General features: G+C 61.7%; 19 protein-coding genes. 11 read left to right on the forward strand and 8 right to left on the reverse strand.

The features are described 5' to 3' along the window. Nucleotides 1-46: 46 nt before the first annotated feature. Complete coding sequence (gene pqqE / locus AC07ZH_RS01760; RefSeq protein WP_495198295.1) at nt 47-1,192, reverse strand: pyrroloquinoline quinone biosynthesis protein PqqE; 1,146 nt, start codon at nt 1,190-1,192, stop codon at nt 47-49. 388 nt (nt 1,193-1,580) lie between these two features. On the opposite strand from pqqE, the gene pqqB reads away from it, so the two are divergent. From pqqB to pqqD, 4 genes are all read left to right on the forward strand, one after another. Further along, nucleotides 1,581-2,507 carry a pyrroloquinoline quinone biosynthesis protein PqqB gene (pqqB, locus tag AC07ZH_RS01765; protein ID WP_495198296.1) on the forward strand — a complete coding sequence of 309 codons (927 nt, stop codon included), beginning with the start codon at nt 1,581-1,583 and terminating at the stop codon, nt 2,505-2,507. Continuing rightward, on the forward strand, nt 2,504-3,289 hold the full coding sequence (gene pqqC, locus AC07ZH_RS01770; protein WP_495198297.1) for a pyrroloquinoline-quinone synthase PqqC: 786 nt from the start codon (nt 2,504-2,506) through the stop codon (nt 3,287-3,289). Before pqqB ends, pqqC begins: the two co-directional genes overlap by 4 nt. Before the next feature lie 73 nt (nt 3,290-3,362). After that, the gene (gene pqqA / locus AC07ZH_RS01775; protein WP_081455968.1) at nt 3,363-3,437 is read left to right on the forward strand and encodes a pyrroloquinoline quinone precursor peptide PqqA; all 75 of its coding nucleotides are present in this window, start codon (nt 3,363-3,365) and stop codon (nt 3,435-3,437) included. Nucleotides 3,438-3,499: 62 nt separating this feature from the next. Continuing rightward, nucleotides 3,500-3,781, forward strand: coding sequence for a pyrroloquinoline quinone biosynthesis peptide chaperone PqqD (gene pqqD / locus AC07ZH_RS01780; RefSeq protein WP_495198298.1), 282 nt, complete (start codon nt 3,500-3,502; stop codon nt 3,779-3,781). A gap of 500 nt (nt 3,782-4,281) precedes the next feature. Here the strand turns inward: pqqD and AC07ZH_RS01785 are convergent, their stop codons facing one another. The 3 genes from AC07ZH_RS01785 to ppsR form a co-directional block, all read right to left on the reverse strand. Continuing rightward, entirely contained in the window at nt 4,282-5,715 is a 1,434-nt protein-coding gene (locus AC07ZH_RS01785) for an IS4 family transposase (RefSeq protein ID WP_495198299.1), read from the reverse strand. Between the two features lie 265 nt (nt 5,716-5,980). Next, entirely contained in the window at nt 5,981-7,417 is a 1,437-nt protein-coding gene (locus AC07ZH_RS01790; RefSeq protein WP_495198300.1) for a hypothetical protein, read from the reverse strand. A 557-nt stretch (nt 7,418-7,974) separates the two neighbouring features. Continuing rightward, the gene (gene ppsR / locus AC07ZH_RS01795; RefSeq protein WP_495198301.1) at nt 7,975-8,796 is read right to left on the reverse strand and encodes a posphoenolpyruvate synthetase regulatory kinase/phosphorylase PpsR; all 822 of its coding nucleotides are present in this window, start codon (nt 8,794-8,796) and stop codon (nt 7,975-7,977) included. 183 nt (nt 8,797-8,979) lie between these two features. Here ppsR and ppsA point away from each other — a divergent pair, with 183 nt between their 5' ends. Genes ppsA through AC07ZH_RS01810 form a run of 3 tightly spaced genes read left to right on the forward strand, consistent with a single transcriptional unit; the run spans nt 8,980 to nt 13,805 of the window. Beyond that, on the forward strand, nt 8,980-11,385 hold the full coding sequence (gene ppsA / locus AC07ZH_RS01800; protein ID WP_495198302.1) for a phosphoenolpyruvate synthase: 2,406 nt from the start codon (nt 8,980-8,982) through the stop codon (nt 11,383-11,385). A gap of 4 nt (nt 11,386-11,389) precedes the next feature. Next, nucleotides 11,390-11,713, forward strand: coding sequence for a DUF4212 domain-containing protein (locus AC07ZH_RS01805; RefSeq protein ID WP_119107989.1), 324 nt, complete (start codon nt 11,390-11,392; stop codon nt 11,711-11,713). Next, the gene (locus AC07ZH_RS01810) at nt 11,691-13,805 is read left to right on the forward strand and encodes a VC_2705 family sodium/solute symporter (RefSeq protein ID WP_495198478.1); all 2,115 of its coding nucleotides are present in this window, start codon (nt 11,691-11,693) and stop codon (nt 13,803-13,805) included. The genes AC07ZH_RS01805 and AC07ZH_RS01810 overlap by 23 nt, the downstream gene beginning before the upstream one ends. Nucleotides 13,806-13,916: 111 nt before the next feature. Here AC07ZH_RS01810 and AC07ZH_RS01815 read toward each other — a convergent pair whose 3' ends face one another. Together AC07ZH_RS01815 and AC07ZH_RS01820 are read right to left on the reverse strand one after the other, a co-directional pair. Beyond that, nucleotides 13,917-14,276: an FKBP-type peptidyl-prolyl cis-trans isomerase gene (locus tag AC07ZH_RS01815; RefSeq protein ID WP_119107987.1), complete on the reverse strand. Its 360-nt coding sequence runs from the start codon at nt 14,274-14,276 to the stop codon at nt 13,917-13,919. Between the two features lie 111 nt (nt 14,277-14,387). Beyond that, a complete protein-coding gene (locus tag AC07ZH_RS01820) occupies nt 14,388-14,693 on the reverse strand; it encodes a winged helix-turn-helix transcriptional regulator (protein ID WP_119107986.1) in 306 nt (101 codons plus the stop codon). Between the two features lie 233 nt (nt 14,694-14,926). Here AC07ZH_RS01820 and AC07ZH_RS01825 point away from each other — a divergent pair, with 233 nt between their 5' ends. After that, a complete protein-coding gene (locus AC07ZH_RS01825) occupies nt 14,927-16,198 on the forward strand; it encodes a CaiB/BaiF CoA transferase family protein (RefSeq protein WP_495198303.1) in 1,272 nt (423 codons plus the stop codon). Nucleotides 16,199-16,359: 161 nt separating this feature from the next. Here the strand turns inward: AC07ZH_RS01825 and rpoD are convergent, their stop codons facing one another. Then, nucleotides 16,360-18,711 carry an RNA polymerase sigma factor RpoD gene (rpoD, locus tag AC07ZH_RS01830; protein ID WP_495198304.1) on the reverse strand — a complete coding sequence of 784 codons (2,352 nt, stop codon included), beginning with the start codon at nt 18,709-18,711 and terminating at the stop codon, nt 16,360-16,362. A gap of 246 nt (nt 18,712-18,957) precedes the next feature. Beyond that, nucleotides 18,958-20,820, reverse strand: coding sequence for a DNA primase (dnaG, locus tag AC07ZH_RS01835; RefSeq protein ID WP_495198305.1), 1,863 nt, complete (start codon nt 20,818-20,820; stop codon nt 18,958-18,960). Between the two features lie 137 nt (nt 20,821-20,957). Here dnaG and AC07ZH_RS01840 point away from each other — a divergent pair, with 137 nt between their 5' ends. The 3 genes from AC07ZH_RS01840 (at nt 20,958) to AC07ZH_RS01850 (ending at nt 25,364) form a co-directional block, all read left to right on the forward strand. Continuing rightward, on the forward strand, nt 20,958-21,950 hold the full coding sequence (locus tag AC07ZH_RS01840) for an ABC transporter substrate-binding protein (RefSeq protein WP_495198306.1): 993 nt from the start codon (nt 20,958-20,960) through the stop codon (nt 21,948-21,950). A 2-nt stretch (nt 21,951-21,952) separates the two neighbouring features. Then, entirely contained in the window at nt 21,953-23,638 is a 1,686-nt protein-coding gene (locus AC07ZH_RS01845) for a diguanylate cyclase domain-containing protein (RefSeq protein ID WP_495198307.1), read from the forward strand. Nucleotides 23,639-23,717: 79 nt separating this feature from the next. Continuing rightward, nucleotides 23,718-25,364 (forward strand): acyl-CoA synthetase, encoded by a 1,647-nt coding sequence (locus tag AC07ZH_RS01850; protein WP_495198308.1) that lies wholly within the window; start codon nt 23,718-23,720, stop codon nt 25,362-25,364. Nucleotides 25,365-25,440: the final 76 nt, after the last annotated feature.

Raw genomic sequence — 25,440 nt, forward strand, 5'->3', positions numbered from 1 at the left:
CGAGCACGATCGTGCCGGCGGCCGTGTCGTAAGGATGGCGCATGGTTCATTCCTCCATGTAGGCGGTGGACACCGCGCTCTTGGTGCGCCGGATCAGGGGTTTGCGAAAGCGCAGCGCTTGCACCGTGCTGGCCACCGCCTGTTGCACCACATGGTGGTGCGGCGACAGGCTGCAGGCCGGGTCGGTATTGCCGGCGTCGCCGGTCAGCAGGAAGGCCTGGCAACGGCAACCGCCGAAGTCTTTTTCCTTCTCGGAGCACGAACGGCACGGCTCGGGTAGCCAGTCGATCCCCCGGTATTTGCGAAACAGCGGCGATTCGTGCCAGATCCACGAGAGCGGCTTGTCGCGCACCGACACGAACTCCAGGCCCGGAATTACGCGCGCTTCGAGGCAGGGCATCGCGACGCCATCTGGCGCGATGGTCAGGCTGATGGCGCCCCAGCCGTTCATGCACGCTTTGGGCCGGCCTTCGTAGTAGTCCGGAATGACGAAATAGAGCGTCATGCTGTCGCCCAGCTTGTCGCGCCAGCGCTGGATCGTGGCTTCGGCTTCGCGCACCTGCTCCAGGGTCGGCATCAGCTCATCGCGGTTGACCATGGCCCAGTTGTAGTACTGGATATTGGCAAACTCGATGTACTCGACACCGATTTCGGCGGCGAATGCGCACATGGCATCGATCTGGTCGATGTTCTGCTTGAACACCGGCATGTTCATCACCATGGGAAAGCCGTGGGCCTTGATCAGGCGCGCCGCCGCCAATTTGCGGGTGTGCGCCTTGGCGCCGACCAGTTCGTCCGTCAACGACGAGCGCAGCGCCTGCAGCGACAGTTGCACCTGCTTCAGGCCCGCCTCTTTCAAGGCAATCAAGCGGGCTTCGGTGAGCCCGATGCCGGAGGTGATCAGGTTGGTGTACAGGCCCAGGCCGTCGGCATAGGCCACCAGCTCTTCCAGGTCATCGCGCAACAAGGGTTCGCCACCGGTGAAGCCCAGTTGCAGCGTACCCAGGGCACGCGCTTCGCGCAGCGTGGCTTTCCATTCTTCGGTCGAGAGTTCGCGCTCGGTGTAATCCTCGAAATTGAGCGGGTTGCTGCACCATGAGCATTTCAGTGGGCAGCGGTAGGTCAGCTCCAGCGACAGCCAAAGCGGCTTTCCCTGGCCGTCCAGCGTGAGTCCTTGCGATTCTTTTGGCATACCCGTCTCCTGTATTTTCATGAGGCCGGTCGAAACGAAAGACCCCTTGGCGGCATTGTTGGCCCAGGCGGAAAGCGGCGCGACGCGATAGCGTGGAGAACTGCCTCAGGTTTGTACGCAAAGCTGGCTAGTGATTTTCTTGAGCGCAGGTCGTGGCCAGAGCCAGTGCTTGCAGCCTGGCGCTTTCCCGGATCGACGCGAGGTTGGCGACCAAAGTGCCGCCGTGAAGAGAGAGTCCGGCCAACCGGGCACGAGGCTCCCAGGTGCGCCCCAGTGCGCCTGCGCCCAAGTCGGAGGCAAGGGCGATGCCCCTGGCTCCAGAAAACCTTGACGGTGGTTTCACGAATCCCTGCATGCGGCGGCCGCAGCGCCGCCACACACTGGCGCCATGAAACTTCTGGTACTCGGCTCGGCCGCCGGCGGCGGCTTCCCGCAATGGAACTGCAACTGCCGCAACTGCGACGGCGTGCGGCGCGGCAGCGTGCGCGCCCAGCCACGCACCCAATCCTCGATTGCCGTCAGCAGCAACGGCAGCGACTGGGTGCTGTTCAACGCCTCACCCGACATCCTGAGCCAGATCCAAGCCAACCCTTGTCTGCAACCGGGGCGCGCCCAGCGGGACACCGGCATCGCCGGGGTGGTGCTGATCGATGCCCAGGTGGACCACACCACCGGCCTCTTCATGTTGCGAGAAGGAAAGCCCCTCGACGTGTGGTGCACCGCGCAGGTGCACGAAGACCTCACCACCGGCAACCCCGTCTTCAACGTGCTGTCGCACTTTTGCACGGTCCGCTGGCAAGCCTTGCAGGTGGAGCCGCCGACGCCATTCACCGTGCCCGCCGTCAGCGGCCTGCGCTTCACACCCGTGCCGCTGGCCAGCAAGGCGCCGCCGTATTCGCTCTACCGCCAGCAATCGCGCCCCGGCGACAACATCGGCGTGCTGATCGAAGACACGGCGAGCGGGAAAAGAATTTTTTACGCCCCCGGCTTCGGCGCCATGGAGCCGCACCTGGAACCCTACCTTGCCGATGCCGATTGGGTGCTGCTCGACGGCACGTTCTGGACCGATGACGAAATGATCCGCCTCGGCCTGTCGACCCATACGGCGCGCGCCATCGGGCACCTGCCGCAATCGGGGGCAGATGGCATGCTGGCGCTGCTGGCGCGCTTTGACAAGCCGCGCAAGGTGCTCATCCACATCAACAACACCAACCCGATCCTGGACGAGGACTCGCCGGAGCACGCTGCACTAAAGCGTGCTGGCGTCGAACTGGCCTGGGACGGCATGCTGATCGATACCGGAGACCAACCATGAACACACTGCAAGCCTGGAGCGGCCAGGAATTCGAAGAGCGCCTGCGCGCGATGGGCGGGCGCTACCACATCCACCATCCGTTTCAGGTCATGATGCACCGGGGGCAACTGCAGCAGCAGCAGATTCAGGGCTGGGTGGCCAACCGCTACTACTACCAGATCAACATTCCGATCAAGGACGCGGCAATTCTGGCCAACTGCCCGGAGCGCGAAGTGCGGCGCCACTGGGTGCAGCGCATCCTTGATCACGATGGCTGCCAGGGCGATGAGGGCGGTATCGAAGCCTGGATCCGGCTTGGCGAAGCGGTGGGTCTGGCACGTGCGGACACCGTATCGCAGCGGCTGGTGCTGCCCGGCGTGCGTTTTGCCGTCGATGCCTACGTCAATTTCGCGCGCCAGCGGCCATGGCAGGAGGCTGCCGCGGCTTCACTGACCGAGCTGTTCGCCCCAGGCATTCACCAGTCGAGGCTGGAGTTCTGGCCACAGCACTACCCGTGGATCGAGCCCGATGGCTATGCGTACTTTCGGCGCCGCCTGAGCGAGGCCCCGCGCGATGTCTGCAATGGCCTGCGCATCACGCTCGGGCATTTCAACACGCGCGAACTGCAGCAGCGTGCACTGGAGATTCTGCAGTTCAAGCTCGACATCCTGTGGGCCATGCTGGACACCATGATGCTGGCGTATAGCGACGTGCAGGTCAGCGGCTGGGGCCGCTACACACCGATGGAAGAGGGCGGCGCAGTTCATGATTTTCATGAGCCGCTTTTCGCGAAATGCGGCTAGTGGGCGCAAGGCACGAAACCCACAATCCATCAAGGAACAGCATGTTGCCGTTCCGCTACCAAGGAGACTTGTCATGACCTGGGAAACCCCTGCTTACTGCGAAATCCGCCTCGGCTTTGAAGTCACTGCTTACGTCTACGTGCGCTAAGCGGTGTCCGGGCGAAGGCCACAACCGCCTCCGCCCGGCGCCGTATTTACCGGGCCCTGATGATGGACACCACCGACAACCTTGGGCTTCAGCCGCGCCTCGCGCCGCACTACTTCTTCCGCTGGGAAGAGAGCCAGAACGCCTACATCCTGCTGTACCCGGAGGGGCTGATCAAACTCAATGACACGGCTGGCGAGATCATGAAACGCTGCGATGGCCAAGCCAGCGTCCAGGGCATCATCCAGGACTTGGAGAAAGTCTTTCCCGATGCCAACGCCGACATCGCCGCCGGTGTTCAAGCCTTCGTCCATGTCGCCAGGACCAAGGGCTGGCTGCGGGCCTGACACGGTGGCTGCCATTTCGGCGCACACGATCAACGTGGCACAAGCCGGATTTTTTGCAGCGTAATGAAGGGCTGGGCAGCGCAAGGGCCGTACCCACAGACCGTGATGGCTGCCGGCGATGGGCCGAAGGCTGCGCTCTCGGCCTTTGGCCACTTGATTCGGGCGGCGGCGCCGGTTGAATTTTAAGTGAAATAGGGCTCTAGCGCTTATGCAGTAAGCGCTGGTAGCTATTAAATTGGAAGTGGCGGGGCTGCGGGGAACTGTGCCGCCGTTTTGGGCTTTTGTCTTGTGCTCAGGGGAGCGAGGTTTCGGCCGGGAGTTGCCATAGAGCTGGGGCAGCCTTTCGGGCCATCGCTGCGCTCGGCTCCGGGGCGTTGGGGCGAACGCTGCGCAAGCAGTGGGGCCGGATTCAGGGCAGCGCAGGCATTGGGGGCGCAGTGCAACTGTCGGATCACGATGGAGCGCAGCGAAACTCGTGCTCAGACCCCCATGGCACTACCTTAAGCGCGTTGTGCCCGAATCTGCTCACGAGCGACCCACCGCGGCACGTTCAGAAGCGGTAACGGCTTTGGCCGGCGCTTCTTGGCTCGCGGCTCAATACGACCAGGGCGCTTTGGCAACAGGCATCGTGCAATGCTTCGGAGCAAAGCTTCGCCGAGCGCACTTTGCATTGGCTTGGCGCATTGGCGCTGGTGGCCAGTAAAAACGCGTATCAAGCGCTGCGCACCTGTAAAGGTCAGCTGCCTGGCAGGCCGGCTTGCCAACTGCGCAGCCTGGGCCATGACGCGGCGCACCAGGTTGTAGGTCAGCAGATAGACCGCAATTTCCTTTTGCACCATGGCAGGCGACTTGCAGCGCAAGACATCCATATGCATGTCCGCCTTGAGCGTACGAAAGTCCACCTCGATGTTCCAGCGCATGGCGTACAGCGCAGCGAGTTCGCGGGCACTGACCTGTGCGGGATCGAGCAGCGTAGTCATCAGGATGTGCCCACCTGCCTTGACCTCTCGCACCCATATGCCTTGGGGCATCTGCGCGTACTGCTCCTGGCTCATCCAGGGTGCGCGCAAGGGCCGAGGCCACCATGCCACGTGATCCGTGCTGCTGTGAATACGGCCTTGGGTAAAGTCAACGCTGCGCTTGCCGTCATGGGGCATGACCACAGAGACGCCGCGCAGGCTCAGCATGTGCACGGCCCACCAAGTGCTGTGCAGGGCATCGGCGAGCAAAAGATCGTTTTCCGCCAAACTGGCTGACAACTGGCGCAAGAGCGCCTGCTCACCGCTGCACTTGCCTTGCATAGGCCCCACGGCATAGTCGATGACGGCGCCACTCGATAAGCTGATGAGCGCGCCGATGCGGGCCAAAGGAAAGCCCAGGCCGCGCGCCTGACGGGAGTTTTGGGGCCATGCCTGTTGGTTCTGCACGGTATCGGGCATGGAAACTGTGGTGGCATCGAACAGTTTGACGCAGCGCCCGCGCCAGCCCCACTGCACACTAGCACTGCTCTCGATCTGCGCGCCAAGACGCTTGCCCAAGCGCTGGAGCAAGGCCAGCGAGAGCCTTTGCCGGGCCTTGCAATAAGGGCCTGTGCTCAGGCTGCAGTGCGCGCGCCCCTGCATCAAGCGAGCGAGAAGGTGCTGATTGACGGCCCCCTGGCAAGCCTGATCGCTTGAGAGTATCTGGTCGATGAACAGGCGCAGTGTTACCAGTGGCGGGTAGATGCGCTGGCGGTGGGGGCCTGTTTCTTCGATGAGGATTTGCTCCATCTCTGGCGCTGCGAGCGCCTCGCCGAGGGCATCTTGCCCTGATTGGGCAAGCTGCTGGCGCAATTGCCGAAGGTGATGTTGGAGGCTCTCTGGCTTGGTACGATGCACGTGGGCTGACTTGCTGCTGAAGCCGGTTGTAGTCTTTGAACAACCGCAGTCTGGCATCAGTTGGTGGTGTCAGCCCACCCGCATTTACTTTGCGCTCTTAAGGTAGTGCCATGGTGCTCAGACCCCAATCCCGGAAATGCGGGGCGCAGCGTGCGTTCTTTGCCATTCATCTCGAGGACATCGCATTGAAGTCCCAGATGATAAGCGGCTGTCGGCCATGAGCAGCCGGTGGCGAAACGGGAAAGCAGTCCGCTCAACGCCTAGCTCACGCGCCGATTTTGAGCCGCGAAGCGGCGGAAAATTGATCGTAGTGAACCGATTGTTAGGCGTGATTTCGTTGCGAATCCCCATTGGCCACACGCACTAGCCGCTGCATGAGAAGCAGGCGCGCCATCCACCGAAGGCTATCCAAAAACTTGTCATGACCTCCAGCTTCTGCGATCTCGTTAACTCCGAACTGAGCCCAACTCCGCACGGCGGCTCGTGAAAGGCGGTGAAATTCCGAAAATGCACCGTAATGAGCGACTGCACTCCTGAAGGCGAACCACACGTTGACATCCTTCCATGTTTGCTCTGTTGAGCCAAGTCCGGCCTCCCTAAGAAGTCGGAATACTGTGTGGACAGAACCTTTGCTGAGCCGAGGACTTCCGTTCTCTTCCTCCATCACAGTTCCCTCATAGGTTGTAAGAGGCTCGTTTGGATCGAACACCTCCTGATCAGCCAATAGTTCGAGTAACTGCCACAGGCGAATGTACTGATACCTCGGATCACGCTCGCGACGCGCCTCTTTGTACAACTCAGCTAGGAAAGCGCCCATCGGGTCTATCGATATACCCGCAACATATGTCTTTAAAGATTCCGCCGATTCGCCTGCTAGTTGACCAGTTAGGAGATTGCCAACATATGCGGGAGGGATAGTGAACTTGGTGGCTCGGCGTGAGTTGTGATCGAAGAGAACAACATCGAAAATCGAACCTCCGGCATCTCTAGAAAGTGCAAGCGCGAGTAAGACGGAATTCGTTTTCGCGACGCAATAATCTCTTGCACCATCTAGCGAGTTCGATTGAATTGCTGGGAAATGCACAACGCAAACAGGGCTCGCGCTTCGCGATTCCGATTCAAGCTGTCCTCCGTACTGAAAAATGATACCGGTGGATGTCCTTTGCCGAAGAAAAGTGTTTACAAATTGGTGTGAATCATGGGCGCCAATCCCGTCATTTGTTGGCACTAGCTCCAATCGTTCTAATCGAATTCGCGTTCCAACGAGGACATCTTTTATAAAGACAAATGCTGTATATAGCGAGCCAGGTAGAGATAGATCAGTCTGTACATTGAACGGCTCAAGAAAATGCCATTCAATCTCTTTTTCAAGTTTTTCTACCTGCTCCCGAATAACATCCAGAGGCCTTACATCCTCAGCCGATTCGACGACCTCAAAGAACGTGCGCGCGTAGTCCTTTATTGCCAATAGATCGAGATGAGGTTTCTGATTTTCTTCACCGCCGTTGTGGAGCCTTACTAATCGGACCTCATAAATACCAACTGCTAAGTGCCGCGTATCAATATCGACCGCCAACTCCTTCTCTGCTGTTCTCTTCGGTGTAGTACCAAAGCCTAGCTTAGAGGAGGGATTGAGGACGCCGCAGTCGTATACCTCAACTTGTAGCTGCGCGTATTCAGATCCTCGTTCATGCTGCAGCCTCAACTCAATTGATTGACCCTTGATAGCTGACGAAGTTGAGAGTTCGATAATCGGCATTCGTAATGCACTTAACTTTGATGTGGTTCGTGTTTTACTAGATACCCACGGTAGGCACGAGATAGTATGGCGCGACAAATCTGAAAATTGCGTCTGCATTCATGGTCATACGTGGGCGCACCGGGGCATGAGCAGGGAAAACCAATCTGACGAAGTGCGTGCATGTGTTGCAGCGTCGCGGCAACACAAATGTTCGCTGAACCCGGTTCGCGAAGGCGTTCAATATTTGCACTATAGCTCGCAGATCAAGAAGCCGTGTCGGTATTAGGCTCATGGGGGCGATGGGCTGCAGTGGGTCGAATCCAGCCCCAAGACCCGATTGACGGACAGGTCTCGCTCACCGCCAGATTTCTGGATGACACCGCTTCAGGATGCCGCATTGGAATCTCCAAATTACTCCTCTATTAATAGCTTCCCGTGCAGAATGGATAAGCGCCAGAGGCTATTTTTATCTAAAACTTTCCAGGGAATTACCTGGGGCCGCTGCACACCCGCAGCGCGCGCCTCGCGTCCGTTGCCCCTCGACATCGTCTGCGCCCCTCCCGCGCGCTGCCGCTTCAATACACCAGCCGCTCCGGCTGCAGCTCCTGCAAGATAGTGGTGGCAATCTCCTCAATCGACTTGGTGGTGGTCGAGAGCCAGCGGATGCCCGAGCGGCGCATCATGGATTCGGCCTCGTGCACTTCCATGCGGCAGTTTTCCAGGCTGGCATAGCGTGAGTCAGGGCGGCGCTCGCTGCGGATTTCCGACAGGCGCTCGGGGCTGATGGTCAGGCCAAAGATTTTCTTGCGGTAAGGCATCAGCGCGGGCGGCAGTTGGTGGCGCTCGAAATCTTCGGGAATCAGCGGGTAGTTGGCGGCTTTGAGGCCGTGCTGCATGGCCAGGTAGAGCGTGGTGGGGGTTTTGCCGCTGCGGCTCACGCCCACCAGGATGACGTCGGCGCCGGCCAGGTCGCGGTGGCTCTGGCCGTCGTCGTGCGCCAGGCTGAAGTTGATGGCCTCGATGCGGTCGGTGTATTCCTTGCTGCGGCTGATGTCCGAGAAGCGCCCGACACGGTGGTGCGACTTCAGGGCCAGCTCCTGCTCCAGCGGATGCACAAAGGTGCCAAACATATCCAGCAGCATGCCTTTGCAGCCTTCTTGCAGCACTTTCAACACCTCCATGTTGACCAGCGTGGTGAAGACGATGGGCTTGCTGCCCTCCAGCTCTGCCGTGTGGTTGATTTGCCGCACCACCTGGTGCGCTTTGTCCACGGTGTCGGTAAAGGGGGCGCGCAGGCGCCGGGGCGTCAGCTCGAATTGCGCGAGGATGGCGTTGCCAAAGGTTTCGGCGGTGATGCCGGTTCCGTCGGAGACGAAGTAGACGGTGCGTGTGTGCATGGGAAGCCAGACAGGAGGGTGACAGGAGGGCGGACCTACAATGTCGCCGATTATCCGAATTCATCCCATGCCTTCCTGCCGCCCACAAGCACAAATACAGCGCACGCAGCATCGCATGGTCGCCCGTCCGACCGCGCAGGTCGACGCGTGCACTGAGCCGCTTTTAACTTCTGGAGCCCTCCCATGTCTGCACGCTTTGACGCGACCGCCTTGGTCGTACCGTTTGAAAACCTGAGGATGAGCGACGTCGAGGTCGTTGGCGGCAAGAACGCCAGCCTCGGCGAGATGATTTCGCAATTGCCGCACGGGGTGCGCGTGCCCACCGGCTTTGCTACGACGGCGCACGCCTTCCGCCAGTTTCTGGCGCACGATGGCCTGTCCGACAAGATCAGCAAGCGCCTGGCGGCGCTGGACACCGAAGACGTGCGCGCCCTGGCGGTTGCGGGCGCCGAGATTCGCGCCATGGTGGAGGCCCAGCCTTTCCCGGCCGATCTGCAAAAGGCCATTACCGACGCGTTTGCCACGCTCTCCGCTGGCAACGCCGGTGCCACCTTTGCGGTGCGCTCGTCGGCGACGGCGGAAGACCTGCCCGACGCCTCTTTTGCTGGCCAGCAAGAGACTTTCTTGAATGTGCATGGCATTGACGAGGTGCTACACAAGATGAAAGAGGTGTTTGCCAGCCTCTACAACGACCGGGCGATTTCCTACCGCGTGCACAAGGGTTTTGCGCACGACGTGGTGGCGCTGTCGGCCGGGGTGCAGCGCATGGTGCGCTCGGACCTGGGCGCGGCAGGGGTCATGTTCACCATCGACACCGAATCGGGCTTCGACCAGGTGGTGTTCATCACCAGCAGCTACGGTCTGGGCGAAACGGTGGTGCAGGGGGCTGTCAACCCCGATGAGTTCTATGTGCACAAGCCCATGCTGCGCGCCGGCAACAAGGCCGTGATTCGCCGCAACCTGGGCTCCAAGCTGGTTCAGATGGTGTTCACCACAGCGGAAGAAAAGGCCGAAGGCGCGCTCAAGGGCAAGCTCATCAAGACCGTCGACGTGCCTGCAGAACAACGCAACCGCTATTCGCTGACCGACGCCGACGTCGAGCAGCTCGCGCAGTACGCCTTGGTGATCGAGCAGCACTACGGCCGCCCCATGGACATCGAGTGGGGCAAGGATGGCCAGGACGGCCTGCTCTACATCCTGCAGGCCCGGCCTGAGACGGTGAAGAGCCAGGCGGGCAATCAGGCCGAGATGCGCTACAAGCTCAAGGGCAGGGGGGCCGTGCTGGCCGAAGGCCGTGCCATTGGGCAAAAGATCGGCACCGGCCCGGTGCGCCTGGTGCACAGCATCAGCGAGATGGACAAGGTACAGCCCGGCGACATACTGGTCACCGACATGACCGACCCGAACTGGGAGCCGGTGATGAAGCGTGCCTCGGCCATCGTCACCAACCGTGGTGGGCGTACCTGCCACGCCGCCATCATTGCGCGCGAGCTGGGCATTCCGGCCGTGGTGGGCTGCGGGGATGCCACCGAGCGGCTCAAGGACGGCACCCTGGTGACCGTGAGTTGCGCCGAGGGCGATACCGGCCACATCTACGACGGCCTGCTGGAAACCGAAGTCACCGAGGTGCAGCGCGGCGAGATGCCCGAGATTGCCACCAAGATCATGATGAACGTGGGCAACCCGCAGCTTGCCTTTGACTTCTGCCAACTGCCCAACCAGGGTGTGGGCCTGGCGCGGCTCGAATTCATCATCAACAACAACATCGGCGTGCACCCCAAGGCCATCCTCGACTACCCGAACATCGATTCCGACCTGAAGAAGGCTGTCGAATCCGTGGCGCGCGGCCATGCCAGCCCGAGGGCTTTCTATGTCGACAAGGTGGCCGAGGGCGTGGCCACCATTGCCGCTGCTTTCTGGCCCAAGCCGGTCATCGTGCGGCTGTCCGACTTCAAGAGCAACGAGTACCGCAAGCTGATCGGCGGCAGCCGTTACGAGCCCGAGGAAGAAAACCCGATGCTGGGTTTCCGCGGTGCCGCGCGCTATGTGAGCGACGAGTTTGGCGAAGCCTTCGCCATGGAATGCGAGGCGATCAAGCGCGTGCGCAACGACATGGGCCTGACCAACGTGCAGGTGATGGTGCCCTTTGTGCGCACGCTGGGCCAGGCCGAGCGCGTCACGCAGTTGCTGGCGCAGCACGGACTGCAGCGTGGCAAGGATGGGCTCAAGCTCATCATGATGTGTGAGATACCCAGCAACGCCTTGCTTGCCGAGCAGTTCCTCGCCTTCTTCGATGGCTTCTCGATTGGCTCCAACGACCTGACGCAGCTCACCCTGGGTCTGGACCGCGATTCGGGCCTGGAACTGCTGGCCAAGGATTTCGACGAGCGCGACAAGGCCGTCGAGGCGCTGATCCACATGGCCATCAAGGCCTGCCGGGCGCAGGGCAAGTACATCGGTATTTGTGGCCAGGGGCCCAGCGACCATCCAGATTTCGCGCAGTGGCTGGCCGATGAAGGTATTTCGTCGATCTCGCTGAACCCAGACAGCGTGGTCGCCACCTGGCAGCAACTGGCCGCAGCGCACTGAGGCCATGCTGCCGCCACGCGGGGCACCCGACCCAGGAGAAGAGGGCGCCCCGCATGCCTTTCCGCCCGATCTTCACGATGTGCGGCACCTTCGGCTGAAGGCGGCGCTCCTCGTTGTGTGGGCGCTTACCTCGTTTGGCGTCTGTTTTTTTGCGCGCGACCTGCTGTTTTCCGTGGGCGACTGGCCGGTCGGTTTCTGGATGGCGTCGCAAGGGGCGGTGTTCGTGTTCATTGCCATCGTCGTGGTCTATGCCTGGGCCATGAGCCGGTTTGAACGCGAAGATGCGCGCGCGGCCCAGGCGCTGGATGGGGAGCGAGAGCTTGGCTGAGCCACTGACCCCGCAGGCGGCCGACGAGCGCGGCTATGCGCGGCGCTTGCACCGAATTCTTGCGCTCTACGTGGCCGGCGTGCTCGCTTTTCTCGCCCTGATGACCTGGGCGGAGCAGCATGGCCTCTCGCGCTACTGGATCGGACCGATTTTTTTGTTTCTCTCGGTCATGGTGTATGCCGCAATTGGGGTGTACAGCCGCACCACCGATCCTCTTGAGTACTACGTGGCGGGGCGGCGCATTCCGCCCATGTACAACGGCATGGCGGCCGCGGCCGACTGGATGAGCGCTGCGTCGTTCATCAGTCTTTCAGGCGCGCTGTATTTGCAAGGCTACTCGGGCACGCCAGGCCAGGCGGGAGGCTTGGCCTACCTGCTGGGCTGGACAGGGGGGTTTTGCCTGGTGGCCATCCTGGTGGCACCCCATTTGCGCGCCATGGGCCTGTACACGGTGCCCGATTTCTTCCATGTACGCTTTGGTGGGCGCTGGCCGCGCGTGATTGCGGCATTGTCGGCCGTGGTGTGTTCGTCCACCTATGTGGTGGCGCAGATCTATGGTATCGGCCTGATTGCCTCGCGCCTGACCGGCGTTCAGTTCGAAATCGGCATCATGCTCGGCCTGGGAGGCGTGCTGCTGTGCTCGTTCCTGGGCGGCATGCGCGCCATCACCTGGACGCAAGTGGCGCAGTACGTGATGCTGCTGCTGGCATTCCTGATCCCGGTGTCCTGGCTGGCGTACAAGCAGCTTGGCAATCCGATCGCGCTGGTGGTGTACGGCAAGCAGATTGGCAAGATTGCCGATCTGGAGGCCGAGCTGCTCGCTTCGCCCCTGGAGCAGCAAGTGGTGCAAGCGTATCTGCACCGCGCCCAGGAATACGAAGCGCGCCTGGGCAATGTGGACAAGGCGTTGGAGGATGAACGCACAGACCTGCAGGAGCGGATACACCGCCTGCGTGCGCAAAATGCCGATGTCGGCCTCATCGTTGCGGCCAGCCGGGAACTGGCCGCCCTGCCGCGCGATGCTGCGGCGGCCCGTCTGCTGTGGGAGCGGCAGATGCGGGAAAACTATGCCCGCGCACTGCCGCTGGGCGGTCTGCCGCCACATGCCCAGCCCTATGCCGGAGACCCGAACGGTTCGCCGCAAATGCAGGCGGCCTTCACCAATTCGCGGCGCAATTTTCTGGCGCTGATGTTCTGCTTGATGGTCGGAACGGCCGGCCTGCCGCATCTGCTCACGCGCTACTACACCTCGCCCACGGTGGCCGGAGCACGCAGCTCTGTCGCCTGGACGCTGTTTTTTGTGTCACTCCTGTACCTCAGCGCGCCCGCACTGGCCGTGCTGGTGAAATTCGAGGTCATGAACAATTTGGTGGGCAGCCATTTCGATGCGCTGCCCAACTGGATGGCGCAATGGACGCGGGTAGACGCTTCGCTGCTGTCGGTCGAGGACATGAACGGCGACGGTATTGTCCAGTTTGGTGAGATTCGGCTGGGTGCCGATCTGATCATGTTGGCAACGCCCGAGCTCGGGGGCCTGCCGTATGTGGTGTCGGGCCTGGTGGCCGCAGGCGGTCTCGCGGCGGCGCTCTCCACGGCGGACGGTTTGCTGCTGACCATCAGCAATGCTTTGGTGCGCGACCTGTACTTCCGCGAGCGGCCGAACAAGTCCTCGCCCGAGCAGCGCGTGATTCTCAGCAAGTTCGCGTTGCTGGCCGTGGCGCTGACGGCGGCCTTCATCGCTGCGCTCAAGCCGGCAGACATTCTGCCGCTGGTCTCGGCCTCGTTTTCCCTGGCAGCCTCGGCCTTTGTGCCCGTGATGGTGCTGGGTATTTTTTGGCGCGGCACCACACGCCAGGGTGCCGTTGCAGGCATGCTCAGCGGCTTGGGCATTGCCGCGTACTACCTGCTGTCCCACGTGCCGGTCCTTCAGGTGAACTTGCCCGCCTGGTTGCTGGCCGATGGTCTATGGTGGGGCATTCAGCCGGTATCGGCTGGCGTATTCGGGGTGCCGGCCGGGTTGATAGCGGCCATCGTCGTGAGCTGGATGACCCGGCCGGCGCCGTTGCGCCCGCAGCCCAAAACAGAAATGTGAACTGTTGATTCGGTTTCTCAATCAATCGAGTACGCGAAGGCGAAGCGCAGACAGTACAGGCGTACTGGCGAAGCGAAGCCGACAAAGTAATCGTTTGATTGAGAAATGGAATCAGTGGCCGACCTTGAGCAGCTCAACGTCGAACTTGAGCGTGGCGTTGGGCGGAATCACGCCACCGGCGCCGCGTGCGCCATAGCCCAGGCTGGCCGGAATAATGAGTGTGCGCTGGCCGCCCACCTTCATGCCCTGCACGCCTTCGTCCCAGCCCTTGATGACCATGCCGCCGCCCAGATTGAAGGCGAAGGGGGCGTTGCGGTCACGGCTGGAATCAAACTTTGCGCCCTGGACGCCATCGTTGTAGAGCCAACCCGTGTAGTGGACCGATACCGGCGTTCCGCTCGTAGCTTCGGCGCCTTCGCCCAGGGTGGTGTCTTCGTACTGCAAGCCGGAGCTGGTGGTGGTGAGTGCCATAAAATTTCTCGAAAATACTTCTAAAATAATAGCTTACAACGCTTATGTATCAAGCGTTAACCGCTATTTTCATCTAATATCTTGTAAAGCCAGGCGTCACGCCATGGCGCGTCACTTCTTGTTGCGCCCAGCCACCCAGCGGTTGGCAAAGGCCTGCACGTCGGAGAGGCGCTTGAGCAAGTCGGCGCCCGACGGCGTGACAATATAGCCGTCGCTGCCGTGGTCCAGAAAACCCGCTTCGCGCATTTCCTTGATGCGGGTGTTCAGGGTATTGGGCGTGATGCCGCCTACGCTGTCCTGCAGCAGGCGGAAGGTTTGCGGGTGGCCGTCGCGCAGTGCCCAGAGTACGCGCAGGGCGTAACGGCATTCAAGCCGTTCGAACAACTGGTTGATGGCAACGTTTTCCTTTGAGCTCATGCGGCTTTCTCCTCGCGGTGGTTAGGGCCTTGGTTCGGTGCCGGGTCAGCGCCTGCCGGGCGGATAGGCCAATATAGCGCTGAACCGAATTTGCTACAAGTTTAATAGCTCCAAAACCAGACCCTTCATGCGAGGATGGCAAGAAACGCGTTTTGCGCCGATTTGTTGCAAGTGCACCACGAAATGCTCTGGCATCATGCTGCGCGCCCCACCTCGCCTTCCCAATCTGACCGATGCCCGCCAAAACCACCCCAGAATCCATCGTTTCGCCTGCTGCCGAAGGCCCGAAGCTGCCGCTGGCGGGCCTGCGGGTCGTCGAGTTTTCCCACATGGTCATGGGCCCGACATGCGGCCTGGTGCTGGCGGATCTGGGGGCCGAGGTGATCAAGGTGGAGCCGGTGGATGGCGACAGAACCCGCCATTTGCTAGGCGCCGGCGCTGGTTTTTTCCCGCTGTTCAACCGCAACAAGAAGAGCGTGGCACTCGATTTGCGCCACCCGCGCGGGCTGGAAGCGGCCCTGCGGTTGGCAGGCTCGGCCGACGTGGTGGTACAAAACTTCAAACCCGGCTCGCTGGCCAAGCTCGGGCTGGACTACGCCACGCTGCGCCAGACCAACCCCGGCCTGATTTACGTGAACCACACCGGCTTCTTGCCCGGGCCGTATGAGCACCGCAGTGCACTCGATGAAGTGGTGCAGATGATGGGCGGCCTGGCCTACATGACGGGCCGCTCGGGCGATCCGCTGCGGGCCGGTGCGAGCGTCAACGACATCATGGGCGGCATGTTTGGCGCCATTGGGGCGCTTGCGGCGCTGATGCAGCGCAACCAGACGGGGCAGGGCCAGGAAATTGATTCGGCGCTGTTCGAGAACAACGTGTTCCTGGTCGCGCAGCACATGATGCAATTTGCCGTCACCGGCCAGCCCGCCGCGCCCATGCCGGAGCGCATTCACTCCTGGGGCGTGTACGACATCTTCACCTCTGGCGATGGTGAACAGGTGTTTCTTGCGGCCGTGAGCGATCCGCAATGGGTGCGGCTGTGCACCGTCTTCGGGTTCGATGATTTGCTGCAGGACGAAGGCCTGCGCAGCAACAACGACCGCGTGCGAGCCCGGGAGCGGATGATTCCGCTGTTGCGCGAACGCTTCGGACAACTGGACGCGGCAGTGCTCGCTGCTCGCTTCGAGGCAGAAGGTTTGCCGTTTGCCCGCATCGAAAAACCGGAGAACCTGCTGCACGATCCGCACCTCCTGGCCTCTGGTGGCCTGCAGAGCATGAAGCTGCCCGATGGCGAGCGCGCAGGCGAAGATGCCCTGGTCGCGCTGCTGCCGCTGCGCATGGGTGGCGAGCGTCTGGGGGTGCGGGCCGATGCGCCGCGCTTTGCCGCAGATACTGTGCAAGTGCTGGGAGGTTTGGGGTACGCCATGGCAGAGATTAAGGCGCTGGAGGGGGAGGGCGCGGTCGCTACAGCCGGGGAAAGTGCAAGAAAAGACGAAGCCACCTGAGCGCTTAGCCTCCAGGTGGCCGGATTGTGTCCGGGTGCCGGCAATCTCCCGCCTGGCTTGTCTGTTGCCGTCCCGAGATGTTTCCGACCCCCATGCAGCGCGCCCAGCAAAAAGCCCCGGCCTGCTGATGCGGGCCGGGGCTTTGCGAGAGGAGAAACGACTCAGAGCGAATCGATGAAGCTGCGCAGTTTGTCGCTGCGGCTGGGATGCTTCAATTTGCGCAGCGCCTTGGCTTCGATCTGGCGGATGCGTTCGCGCGTGACATCGAACTGTTTGCCCACTTCTTCCAGCGTGTGGTCGCTGGTCATTTCGATGCCAAAGCGCATGCGCAGCACCTTGGCTTCGCGCGGGGTCAGGCCATCGAGAATGTCCTTGACCACGTCGCGCAGGCCTGCCTGCATGGCCGCTTCGAGCGGAGCCGTGTTGGCGCCGTCTTCAATGAAATCGCCCAGATGGCTGTCGTCGTCGTCGCCGATGGGTGTTTCCATGGAGATCGGCTCCTTGGCGATCTTCATGATCTTGCGGATCTTGTCTTCCGGGATCTCCATCTTCTCGGCCAGCACGGACGCATCGGGCTCGAAGCCGAACTCCTGCAGGTGCTGGCGCGAGATGCGGTTCATCTTGTTGATGGTCTCGATCATGTGCACCGGAATGCGGATGGTGCGTGCCTGGTCGGCAATCGAGCGCGTGATGGCCTGGCGAATCCACCAGGTGGCGTAGGTCGAAAACTTGTACCCGCGGCGGTATTCGAACTTGTCCACCGCCTTCATCAGGCCGATGTTGCCTTCCTGGATCAAATCGAGGAACTGCAGGCCGCGGTTGGTGTATTTCTTGGCAATCGAAATGACCAGGCGCAGGTTGGCCTCGATCATTTCCTTCTTGGCGTCGCGCGAACTGGCTTCACCTTCGTTCATGCGGCGGTTGATAAGTTTGAGCTCAGAGAGCGGTACCACCACACGTGACTGCAGGTCCATCAGCTTTTGCTGCAAATCCTGCACGGGCGGGATGTTGCGTGCCATCACCGCGCTCCAGGGCTTACCCGCCTGCGCCTGCTTCTCGACCCAGTCCAGGTTGAGCAGGTGGGTCGGAAATTCCTTGATGAAGGCTTCCTGCGGCATGCCGCACTTGTCCACGATGATGCGGCGCAGTTCGCGTTCTTTCTTGCGCACGTCGTCTACCTGGCTGCGCACCATGTCGCACAGCTTTTCAATGGTCTTGGCGGTGAAGCGGATGGTCATCAGCTCGGCCGACAGGGCGTGCTGTGCCTTGACGTACGCAGGTGTGCCGTAGCCATCGCGGTCGTAGATCTTGTGCACCTTCTCGAACAGCTCGCGCATTTTGTCGAAGCGGCGCAGCGCCTCGTTCTTGAGTTCTTCGAGCTTCTTGGTCAAAGCCTTGCTGCCGCCCTTGCCGTCGTCGTCGTCGTCCTCGTCGAATTCGTCGAAGTCTTCCTCGGCCACATAGTCGTCGGCCTCGTTGGGGTTGGAGAAACCATCCACAATGGTCGAGATGACAACCTTGCCTTCGCGGATGTCCTCGCCCATGTTGAGGATTTCGGCAATCGTCGCCGGCGAGGCACTGATGGCCTCCATCATGGCCATCAGGCCACCTTCGATGCGCTTGGCGATTTCGATTTCGCCTTCGCGCGTGAGCAGCTCCACCGTGCCCATTTCGCGCATGTACATGCGCACCGGGTCGGTGGTGCGGCCAAATTCGCTGTCCACGGTGGAGAGCGCTGCTTCGGCGGCTTCTTCGGCTTCTTCCTCGGTCGCTGCCGTCTGGGCCGTGTTGGTGACCAGCAATTGCTCGGCGTCGGGTGTCTGCTCGTAGACGGCCACGCCCAGGTCATTGAGCATGGAGATCACGACGTCCAGCGTTTCCTGATCGACCAGCTTGTCGGGCAGGTGGTCGTTGATTTCACCGTGCGTGAGGTAGCCGCGTGTCTTGCCCAGCTTGATCAGGGTCTTGAGGCGCGAGCGGCGCTTGGCCAGGTCTTCTTCGGAGAGTACGGTTTCGTCCAGGCCGAATTCTTTCATCAAGGCGCGTTCTTTGGCCTTGCTGATCTTCATCCGAAGGGGTTTGACCTTTTCAACGGGGGTCTCAGCTGTGGTTGCCTCGCTCGTTTCCTCGACCTCGCCTTCCAGATCCGATTCAATGTCCGACAGGTCGGCATCGTCGCTGTCGGCGTCGGCCTTGCCCTTCTTGCTGCGAGCAGCTGCCTTGGGTGCCTTGTCGGCTTTGGCGGAGCTTGCGCCCTTGGTCGCGCGGGCCGCAGGCTTCTTGGTCACTTCCGGCTCTTCGGTCTCAGGGCCGCCGGCCTTTGCGCGGGCAGTGGTTTTCTTTTTTTCGGGAGCAGAGGTCTTGGCGGCAGTCATGGGCACGGAAGGAGCTTTCTTGGCGGTCGGCGTCTCGGCTGCCTTGGCGGCAGCCTTGGTAGCGGGTTTCTTGGCAGAAACGGGCGAGGTCTTGGCGGGAGTGGACTTGGGCAACTTCGCTGGCTTTTGAGCGGGCATGGACAACCTCGGGTCAAGAAGAAACAAAGACAACACAAGCGCCTGAGATCCCGGCGCGGGTGGCAGGGAAAAGCTGGGCTTTACCCTTGGAGCCGTGGGGCTCCGAGGCAAGATGTCTGGGCGATCATTTGGTGTGCAGTCCTTGCGGTAAGGGGGCGGTCGTGCGCGTTTGTCACGGTTGCCCGGCCCGGAGGTGTTGCTGTCGCTCTTGCCAGTGAACCTTACATTATACCGATATTGCGTTTTTCAAGACGATGATGGAGCCAGGCGCTCCAGTGCAAGACGTCTGGCCTGCAGTGCGCGGTAGCGTTGCAGGGCTTGTGGGTCGCTGGCCGCATCGGCGATGGCGGCACTTTCCTGCAGCTTGATCTGGTCTACCAGCATGCGGTTGAGCAGGCCGCGCAGTTCCTGCTGCAGTTCATGGGTGTCTCCCTCGGTCTGCGCATGGGCTCCGGTCATTACGCGCGCGGCGAGGGACTCGCAGGCATGGCCGCGCAAGGATTCGCGCAGCACTGCCCAGGGCAAGGCGCCGTGCTCGTGAAACTGCATTTCGATCCAGGCAAACAGGGGGCCGTGGGGCGCGGCCTGGGCACACAGCAAGGCATTGTCTTCATGCGAGAGCGAGTCGATGAAATCCATATGCGAGAGCAGCAGGCGCGCCGCATGGTCGCTGCGGCTGGCCGGCGCCCCGCGCCCGCGCCTTGTGCTGAGGGAGGGGGCGAAGGCCATGTCAGGGGCCTCACGCCCTTTGCTGCGCGAAGCGCCAGCGCCCGCGCGCTGCGCCGCTGGTGCAGGGGGCCGTGTGCGAGCGGCAGCCTGCTGCCATACCTCCTGCAAATCCAGCGGATCAAGCTGGGCGAGGCTTGCCAGTTCGCCCAGCAGCTGGCGTTTGAGAGCACCGTCCGGCAAGGGCTCCCAGAGGGCGCGCGCATTGCTGGCCATGTGGGCTCGGCCTTCCGATGTGCCGAGATCGCACTGATCGCTGGCGGCTTCGATCAAAAAGCGGCTCAGGGGCAGGGCGTCGGCAATGTGGCGCGAAAACGCACTGGCACCATGCGCACGCACAAAACTATCGGGGTCGTGTTCACTCGGCAGGAACAGAAACTTGATGCTGCGGGTGTCGCTTGCGTGCGCGATGGCTGCGTCGAGGGCTTTGCGCGCTGCGCGGCGGCCGGCGGCATCGCCGTCGAAGCTGAACACCACGCCGTCGGTAAAGCGCAGCAGTTTGGCAATGTGCTCGGCGGTGCTGGCCGTGCCCAGCGTTGCCACCGCATTTTCAAAACCCAGCTGGGCCAGCGCCACCACGTCCATGTAGCCTTCGGTGACGAGCGCAAAACCGGCTTCGCGAATGGCGGTACGTGCTTCAAACAGGCCGTAGAGCTCGTTGCCTTTGTGAAATATCGGGGTTTCGGGCGAATTGAGGTATTTTGGTTTGTCGTCGCCCAGCACCCGGCCGCCGAAGCCGATGCATTCGCCCTTGACGCTGCGAATCGGGAACATCACGCGGTCGCGAAACCGGTCGTAACGTTTGCCATCTTCTTCGCCCACGATCACCAGGCCGCTTTCGGCAAGCAAGGGCTCGTCGTACTGTGGAAAAACGCTGGCCAGGTGCCGCCAGCCTTCCGGCGCATAGCCCAGGCCGTAGCGCTGAGCCACTTCTCCTGAAACGCCCCGACCCTTGAGGTACTCAATTGCTTTGGACGACTGGCGCAATTGCTTGCGGTAGTCCTGGGCCGCTTTTTCCAGCACTTCGCTCAGTGTGGCCTGGTGTTGGCGCGCCACTGCTGCGCGCTCTTTGTCTGCCGCAGTGGCATGGTCATCCGGCACCGAGAGGCCGACCTGGCGCGCAAGGTCTTCCACAGCGTCCACAAAACCCATGCCCGCATGTTCCATCAGAAAACCGATGGCGTTGCCGCTTTTGCCGCAGCCAAAGCAGTGAAAGAACTGCTTCGATGGGCTTACGCTGAAGGAAGGCGACTTTTCCCCGTGAAACGGGCAAAGACCCATGAAATTGGCGCCCGCTTTGCGCAGCGGAACGTAGCGGCCCACCACCTCAACGACGTCGATACGCGAGAGGAGTTCCTGGATAAAAGTTTGGGGGATGCTCACGGCGCCATTGTCCCGCGTAAACTGTTTGTTACGTTTTAGGGAAAGGGCAATGCGTGGTGGCAATGGGTGGTCGAATGGCTCTATGGAGCCTGCTTGCCAAGTTCCGATGGGTATTGATCTGTTGGCTGGCAACATACGTGTTTGCAGTGTCGGCGCAGGCCGCACCGCTGCTGCGTGTGCTGGCCTGGCCGGGGTATGCAGACGCGGATGTGGTGGCGCAATTCGAAAAGCGCCATGGCGTACGCGTCGAAGTGACTATCGTCAGCTCGGACGAAGCCCTGCGCAGCCAGATGGCGAGCGCCCGGCCGGCGTTTGACGTGGTGGCCGCCAATACGGTGGAGATCGCGCGTCTGGTGGCCGCGAAGAAGCTGGAGCCGCTCAATCTGCAGGCAATTCCCAATCTTGCCCACCAATTGCCGAGGTTTCATCCGCTCGCGTTGATTGCTGGAATCTCGGACGCCGAGCGCGTCTATGCCGTTCCCTATACCTGGTCAGAAATGGGCTTGATCTATGACCGCACGCAATGGGCGGCTCCGCCCGATTCGTGGGCAGCGCTGTGGGACCCGAAATGGCGCGGCCGGGTACTGGAGTTTGACAGTGCAAATCATGGCTTCTCTCTTGCTGCGCTGCACCGTGGACTGCCACCGTTTCATATCCCTCCCGAAAACATGCGTGGCCTGGCGCTCGATCTGGTGGAGCTGCGCCGCAATCTGCTGGCGTTCTACAACTTGCCTGAAGAAGCCGTGCGATTGTTTCGGGACCACAAGGCCGCACTGCTGTTTGCCAATTACGGGCAGCAGCAATTGAAGCTCCTGCGCGATGCGGGAATTGATGTTGGCTACGTGATTCCCCGTGAGGGAGCACTTGCCTGGCTCGATTGCTGGGCAGTGCCTGCAGGGGCACGTGAACCATTACTGGCCCACCAATGGATCAACTACATGCTGGAGGCGTCGGTCAGCCAGACGTTGACGCTGCGCCAGGGTTTGGCCAACACCTTGGAGCCAGCGCCAGGCCTTGAGGCAGGCGCAGCCAGCCCAAAAATTCTGTGGCTGGAACCGCTGGAAGATGAATCCCTGCGCTCACGGCTATGGCGACGCATCGTTTCGGGCGAGCGGCCGGAGCGCTTCTGACCATGCGCACTGGCATTGCCTTTCGCCTGGGCATATTGCTTGCCAGCTTCAGCGTGCTTGCGGCGTCGTTGGCTGCCTACTACACCTTTGATGCCGGACGCAGCCTGCTGCAGGCACGTGCAGAGAGTGCATTGCTTGGCACCACACGCTTGCTGGTGCGTTACCTCCAGACGGGACTCGGGTCGGTTACGCGTGATGCTCAGATGCTGACAACGGCGGCGTCTTCACTGGCGCGCGGCGCAGAACCGCTCGACGCGCGGCAGCGCGCCGCGGTGGCCGATGTGCTCAAGGCTACCTTGGGGGCCAGGCCGGCCTATCGCCAGATCCGGCTCATCGGCGTTGCCGACCATGGGCTTGAACTGGTGCGGGTGCGCCGCCAGGGCGAATCCGTCGTGCAGGTCAAGCAGGCCGAACTCCATGAGCAGGCCTACCGACCTTTCTTTTTCGAGGCCTTGAATTTACCGGCCGACACCAGCTACGTAACGGAGCTAAGTCTGGCGATGTCATTCGACGAGGCAGTCACCTCGTCCGAAGCAGTTTTTCATGTGTCGATGCCCGTCACCAGCGCTGGGCACTTGTTCGGCGTACTGGTGGTGGATGTGAGCGCGCCCGCATTTCTTGCCATTTTCCGTGCCAATCTGCCCAAAGGGTTGGATTTTTATCTCAGCAACCAATGGGGTGATTTTCTTGACCACCCCGATGCCGCACAGGTGTTCGGCGCCGAGCACCAGGGCGAGCGCATCCTGATCCAGGAGCGCTTTGCCTCGGTGCGAGCGCTGTTGGAGGGCAAGCAGAACGAGCAGGTATTCAGTCAGAACGACGGTGGGACCGTGCGCCAGGCCTATGCCTTCGCCCGCTTGCCATACGGCGAACAGGAAGACGGGCGCTTCATGATCGTCGGCCTCTCACAGCCGCTGAACGTGGTGCAGGACGAGGTTCTGAATTTTGGGCGGCGCATCTTGTGGGTGCTGGCAGTGCTCAGTGCGGCAGCCGCGCTGCTGGCGGCGCTGATCTCGCGCGTGGTCACTGGCCCGATCAAGGTCATGGTGCGCGCAACGCAGGCTTTTGCGGCAGGCCGCAGTCACGGCGCGCTGCCGGTGCATCGGCATGACGAACTGGGTGAACTTGCGCGCAGCCTGAGTCAGATGGAGCAGCAGATTGGACAGCAACTCGATGAACTGAGCGCGCGCCACCACGACATGGCGCATCTGGCGTATCACGATACTCTGACGGGCCTACCCAATCGCCGCATGTTCGAGCAGCGACTTGCCCAGGCGCTCGCCATGGCGAAACGCACCGGACACCTGTGTGCGTTGCTGTTTGTGGATCTGGATGACTTCAAGGCGATCAACGACGCTTTGGGGCACGCTGCCGGCGACACAGTGCTCAAGGCCGTGGCGTGGACGACAACGCAGACTGTTCGCGAGAGCGATACGGTGGCACGGCTTGCAGGAGATGAATTTACCGTGCTCTGCGAGAACCTCGACGCACCAGAGCAGGCTGCCCAGATTGCAGCGAAACTGGAACAGGCCCTGGCGCAGCCGCTTGACTTCAATGGGCAGGTGCAGCCCATACGCGCGAGTGTGGGTTTTGCGCTCTTTCCGCGCGATGCGGCGGATGCCGGCGGCCTGATGGCGGCCGCCGATGCCGCCATGTACCGCGCCAAGCAGCGCAACCGAGGCGCGTGACAGCACGGCGCAAGCCGGGTATGCTGTGATTGAGCCTTATGCGCTTGGCACTTTTTCACCAACTTTCACCGGGGGTTCCATGACATCCGTATTCGACCAGCATTTGCCGCGCACCCCTGCCAATTTCGCTCCGCTCTCGCCACTCGGCTTTCTGGAACGAAGTGCCGAGGTCTACCCAGACCGGCTTGCCATCGTGCACGGTAGCCTGCGCCAGACTTGGGCACAGACCTACGCGCGCTGCCGCCAGTTTGCCAGCAGCCTGCAAAGGCTGGGTATTGGCAAGAACGACACGGTGGCGGTGCTGCTGCCCAATACGCCGCCGATGGTGGAAGCGCATTTCGGTGTGCCCATGGCCGGGGCCGTGCTCAACGCGCTCAACACGCGGCTCGATCCGGAGACCATCGCCTTCATGCTGGACCACGGCGAAGCCAAGGCGGTAATCGTGGATCCGGAATTCACGGGCGTACTCGCCAAGGCGCTGGCGCTGCGCAGCTCAAAGCAGCCGCTCATCCTGATCGAGGTGCAGGACGCGCTGTACGGACCGGCTGCGCACCCGCTGGGCGGAACCGACTACGAGAGTTTCCTTGCCGCAGGCGACCCACATTTCGCCTGGGAACTGCCGGGCGACGAATGGGACGCCATTGCGCTGAACTACACCAGCGGCACCACGGGCAACCCCAAGGGCGTCGTCTACCACCACCGCGGCGCGGCGGCCAATGCCATCAGCAACGTGCTGGAGTGGGACATGCCCAAGCATGCGGTCTACCTGTGGACGCTGCCCATGTTCCATTGCAACGGCTGGTGCTTTCCGTGGACGGTGGCGGCGCGTGCCGGCGTGAATGTCTGCCTGCGCCGCGTGGATGCGCAGGCCATTTTTGATGCCATGCGCGAGCACGGCGTCACGCACTATTGCGGCGCCCCCATCGTGCACGGCCTGCTGGTCAACGCTTCCGCCGCCATGAAGGCGGGCGTACCTGCGGGCATCAAGGCCATGGTGGCGGGGGCGGCGCCGCCGGCCTCGATGATCGAAGGCATGGAAAAGATGGGCTTTGACCTGACGCACGTCTATGGCCTGACGGAGGTGTACGGCCCCGCGACGGTATGCGCCAAGCATGCAGCTTGGGACGGGCTCGACATCGGCGAGCGCGCCCGCCTCAACGCCCGCCAGGGCGTGCGCTACCACCTCGAGCGTGATGTGCGCGTGCTCAACCCCGAAACCATGCAGCCCGTGCCGCAGGACGGCGAAACCATGGGCGAGATCATGTTCAAGGGCAACATCGCCATGAAGGGGTATCTCAAGAACCCCGAGGCCACCGAAGAAGCCTTTGCCGGCGGCTGGTTCCACAGCGGTGACCTGGCGGTGCAGTACCCCGACGGCTACATCAAGATCAAGGACCGCAGCAAGGACATCATCATCTCGGGCGGCGAGAACATCTCGTCCATCGAGGTGGAAGACGTGCTCTACCGCCACCCCGACGTGCTCGCTGCCGCCGTGGTGGCCCGGCCAGACCCGAAATGGGGCGAGACGCCGTGCGCCTTCGTGGAGCTCAAGGCCGGTGCCCAGACCACGCAGGAGGACATCGTCGCGCACTGCAAGCAACATCTGGCCGGGTTCAAGGTGCCACGGGCGGTGGTGTTTGGCGAACTGCCCAAAACGAGCACCGGAAAAATCCAGAAGTTCGAGCTGCGCAAGCAAGCTGGGTCGGCGGTGGCCATTGACGTGTGACGTCTCGACCTGTTGGTTCGTGCAGAGCAGAGAGACAATAATACAAGTGTTTTTGGCCTTTAGCGCTTATGTAGTA

Source organism: Simplicispira sp. GW247-4R2A (genome assembly GCF_059424465.1).

Excerpts from the sequence above, each read along its gene's own strand:
- AC07ZH_RS01845 (WP_495198307.1), top strand. The coding sequence starts at position 21,953 with ATGCGCACTGGCATTGCCTTTCGCCTGGGCATATTGCTTGCCAGCTTC.
- ppsR (WP_495198301.1), bottom strand. The coding sequence starts at position 8,796 with ATGCACACACGCACCGTCTACTTCGTCTCCGACGGAACCGGCATCACC.
- pqqB (WP_495198296.1), top strand. The coding sequence starts at position 1,581 with ATGAAACTTCTGGTACTCGGCTCGGCCGCCGGCGGCGGCTTCCCGCAA.
- pqqD (WP_495198298.1), top strand. The coding sequence starts at position 3,500 with ATGGACACCACCGACAACCTTGGGCTTCAGCCGCGCCTCGCGCCGCAC.
- AC07ZH_RS01850 (WP_495198308.1), top strand. The coding sequence starts at position 23,718 with ATGACATCCGTATTCGACCAGCATTTGCCGCGCACCCCTGCCAATTTC.
- AC07ZH_RS01825 (WP_495198303.1), top strand. The coding sequence starts at position 14,927 with ATGCCCGCCAAAACCACCCCAGAATCCATCGTTTCGCCTGCTGCCGAA.
- rpoD (WP_495198304.1), bottom strand. The coding sequence starts at position 18,711 with ATGCCCGCTCAAAAGCCAGCGAAGTTGCCCAAGTCCACTCCCGCCAAG.
- AC07ZH_RS01810 (WP_495198478.1), top strand. The coding sequence starts at position 11,691 with ATGGGGAGCGAGAGCTTGGCTGAGCCACTGACCCCGCAGGCGGCCGAC.
- AC07ZH_RS01815 (WP_119107987.1), bottom strand. The coding sequence starts at position 14,276 with ATGGCACTCACCACCACCAGCTCCGGCTTGCAGTACGAAGACACCACC.
- AC07ZH_RS01820 (WP_119107986.1), bottom strand. The coding sequence starts at position 14,693 with ATGAGCTCAAAGGAAAACGTTGCCATCAACCAGTTGTTCGAACGGCTT.
- ppsA (WP_495198302.1), top strand. The coding sequence starts at position 8,980 with ATGTCTGCACGCTTTGACGCGACCGCCTTGGTCGTACCGTTTGAAAAC.
- AC07ZH_RS01785 (WP_495198299.1), bottom strand. The coding sequence starts at position 5,715 with ATGCCAGACTGCGGTTGTTCAAAGACTACAACCGGCTTCAGCAGCAAG.
- pqqE (WP_495198295.1), bottom strand. The coding sequence starts at position 1,192 with ATGCCAAAAGAATCGCAAGGACTCACGCTGGACGGCCAGGGAAAGCCG.
- AC07ZH_RS01790 (WP_495198300.1), bottom strand. The coding sequence starts at position 7,417 with ATGCCGATTATCGAACTCTCAACTTCGTCAGCTATCAAGGGTCAATCA.
- AC07ZH_RS01805 (WP_119107989.1), top strand. The coding sequence starts at position 11,390 with ATGCTGCCGCCACGCGGGGCACCCGACCCAGGAGAAGAGGGCGCCCCG.
- pqqC (WP_495198297.1), top strand. The coding sequence starts at position 2,504 with ATGAACACACTGCAAGCCTGGAGCGGCCAGGAATTCGAAGAGCGCCTG.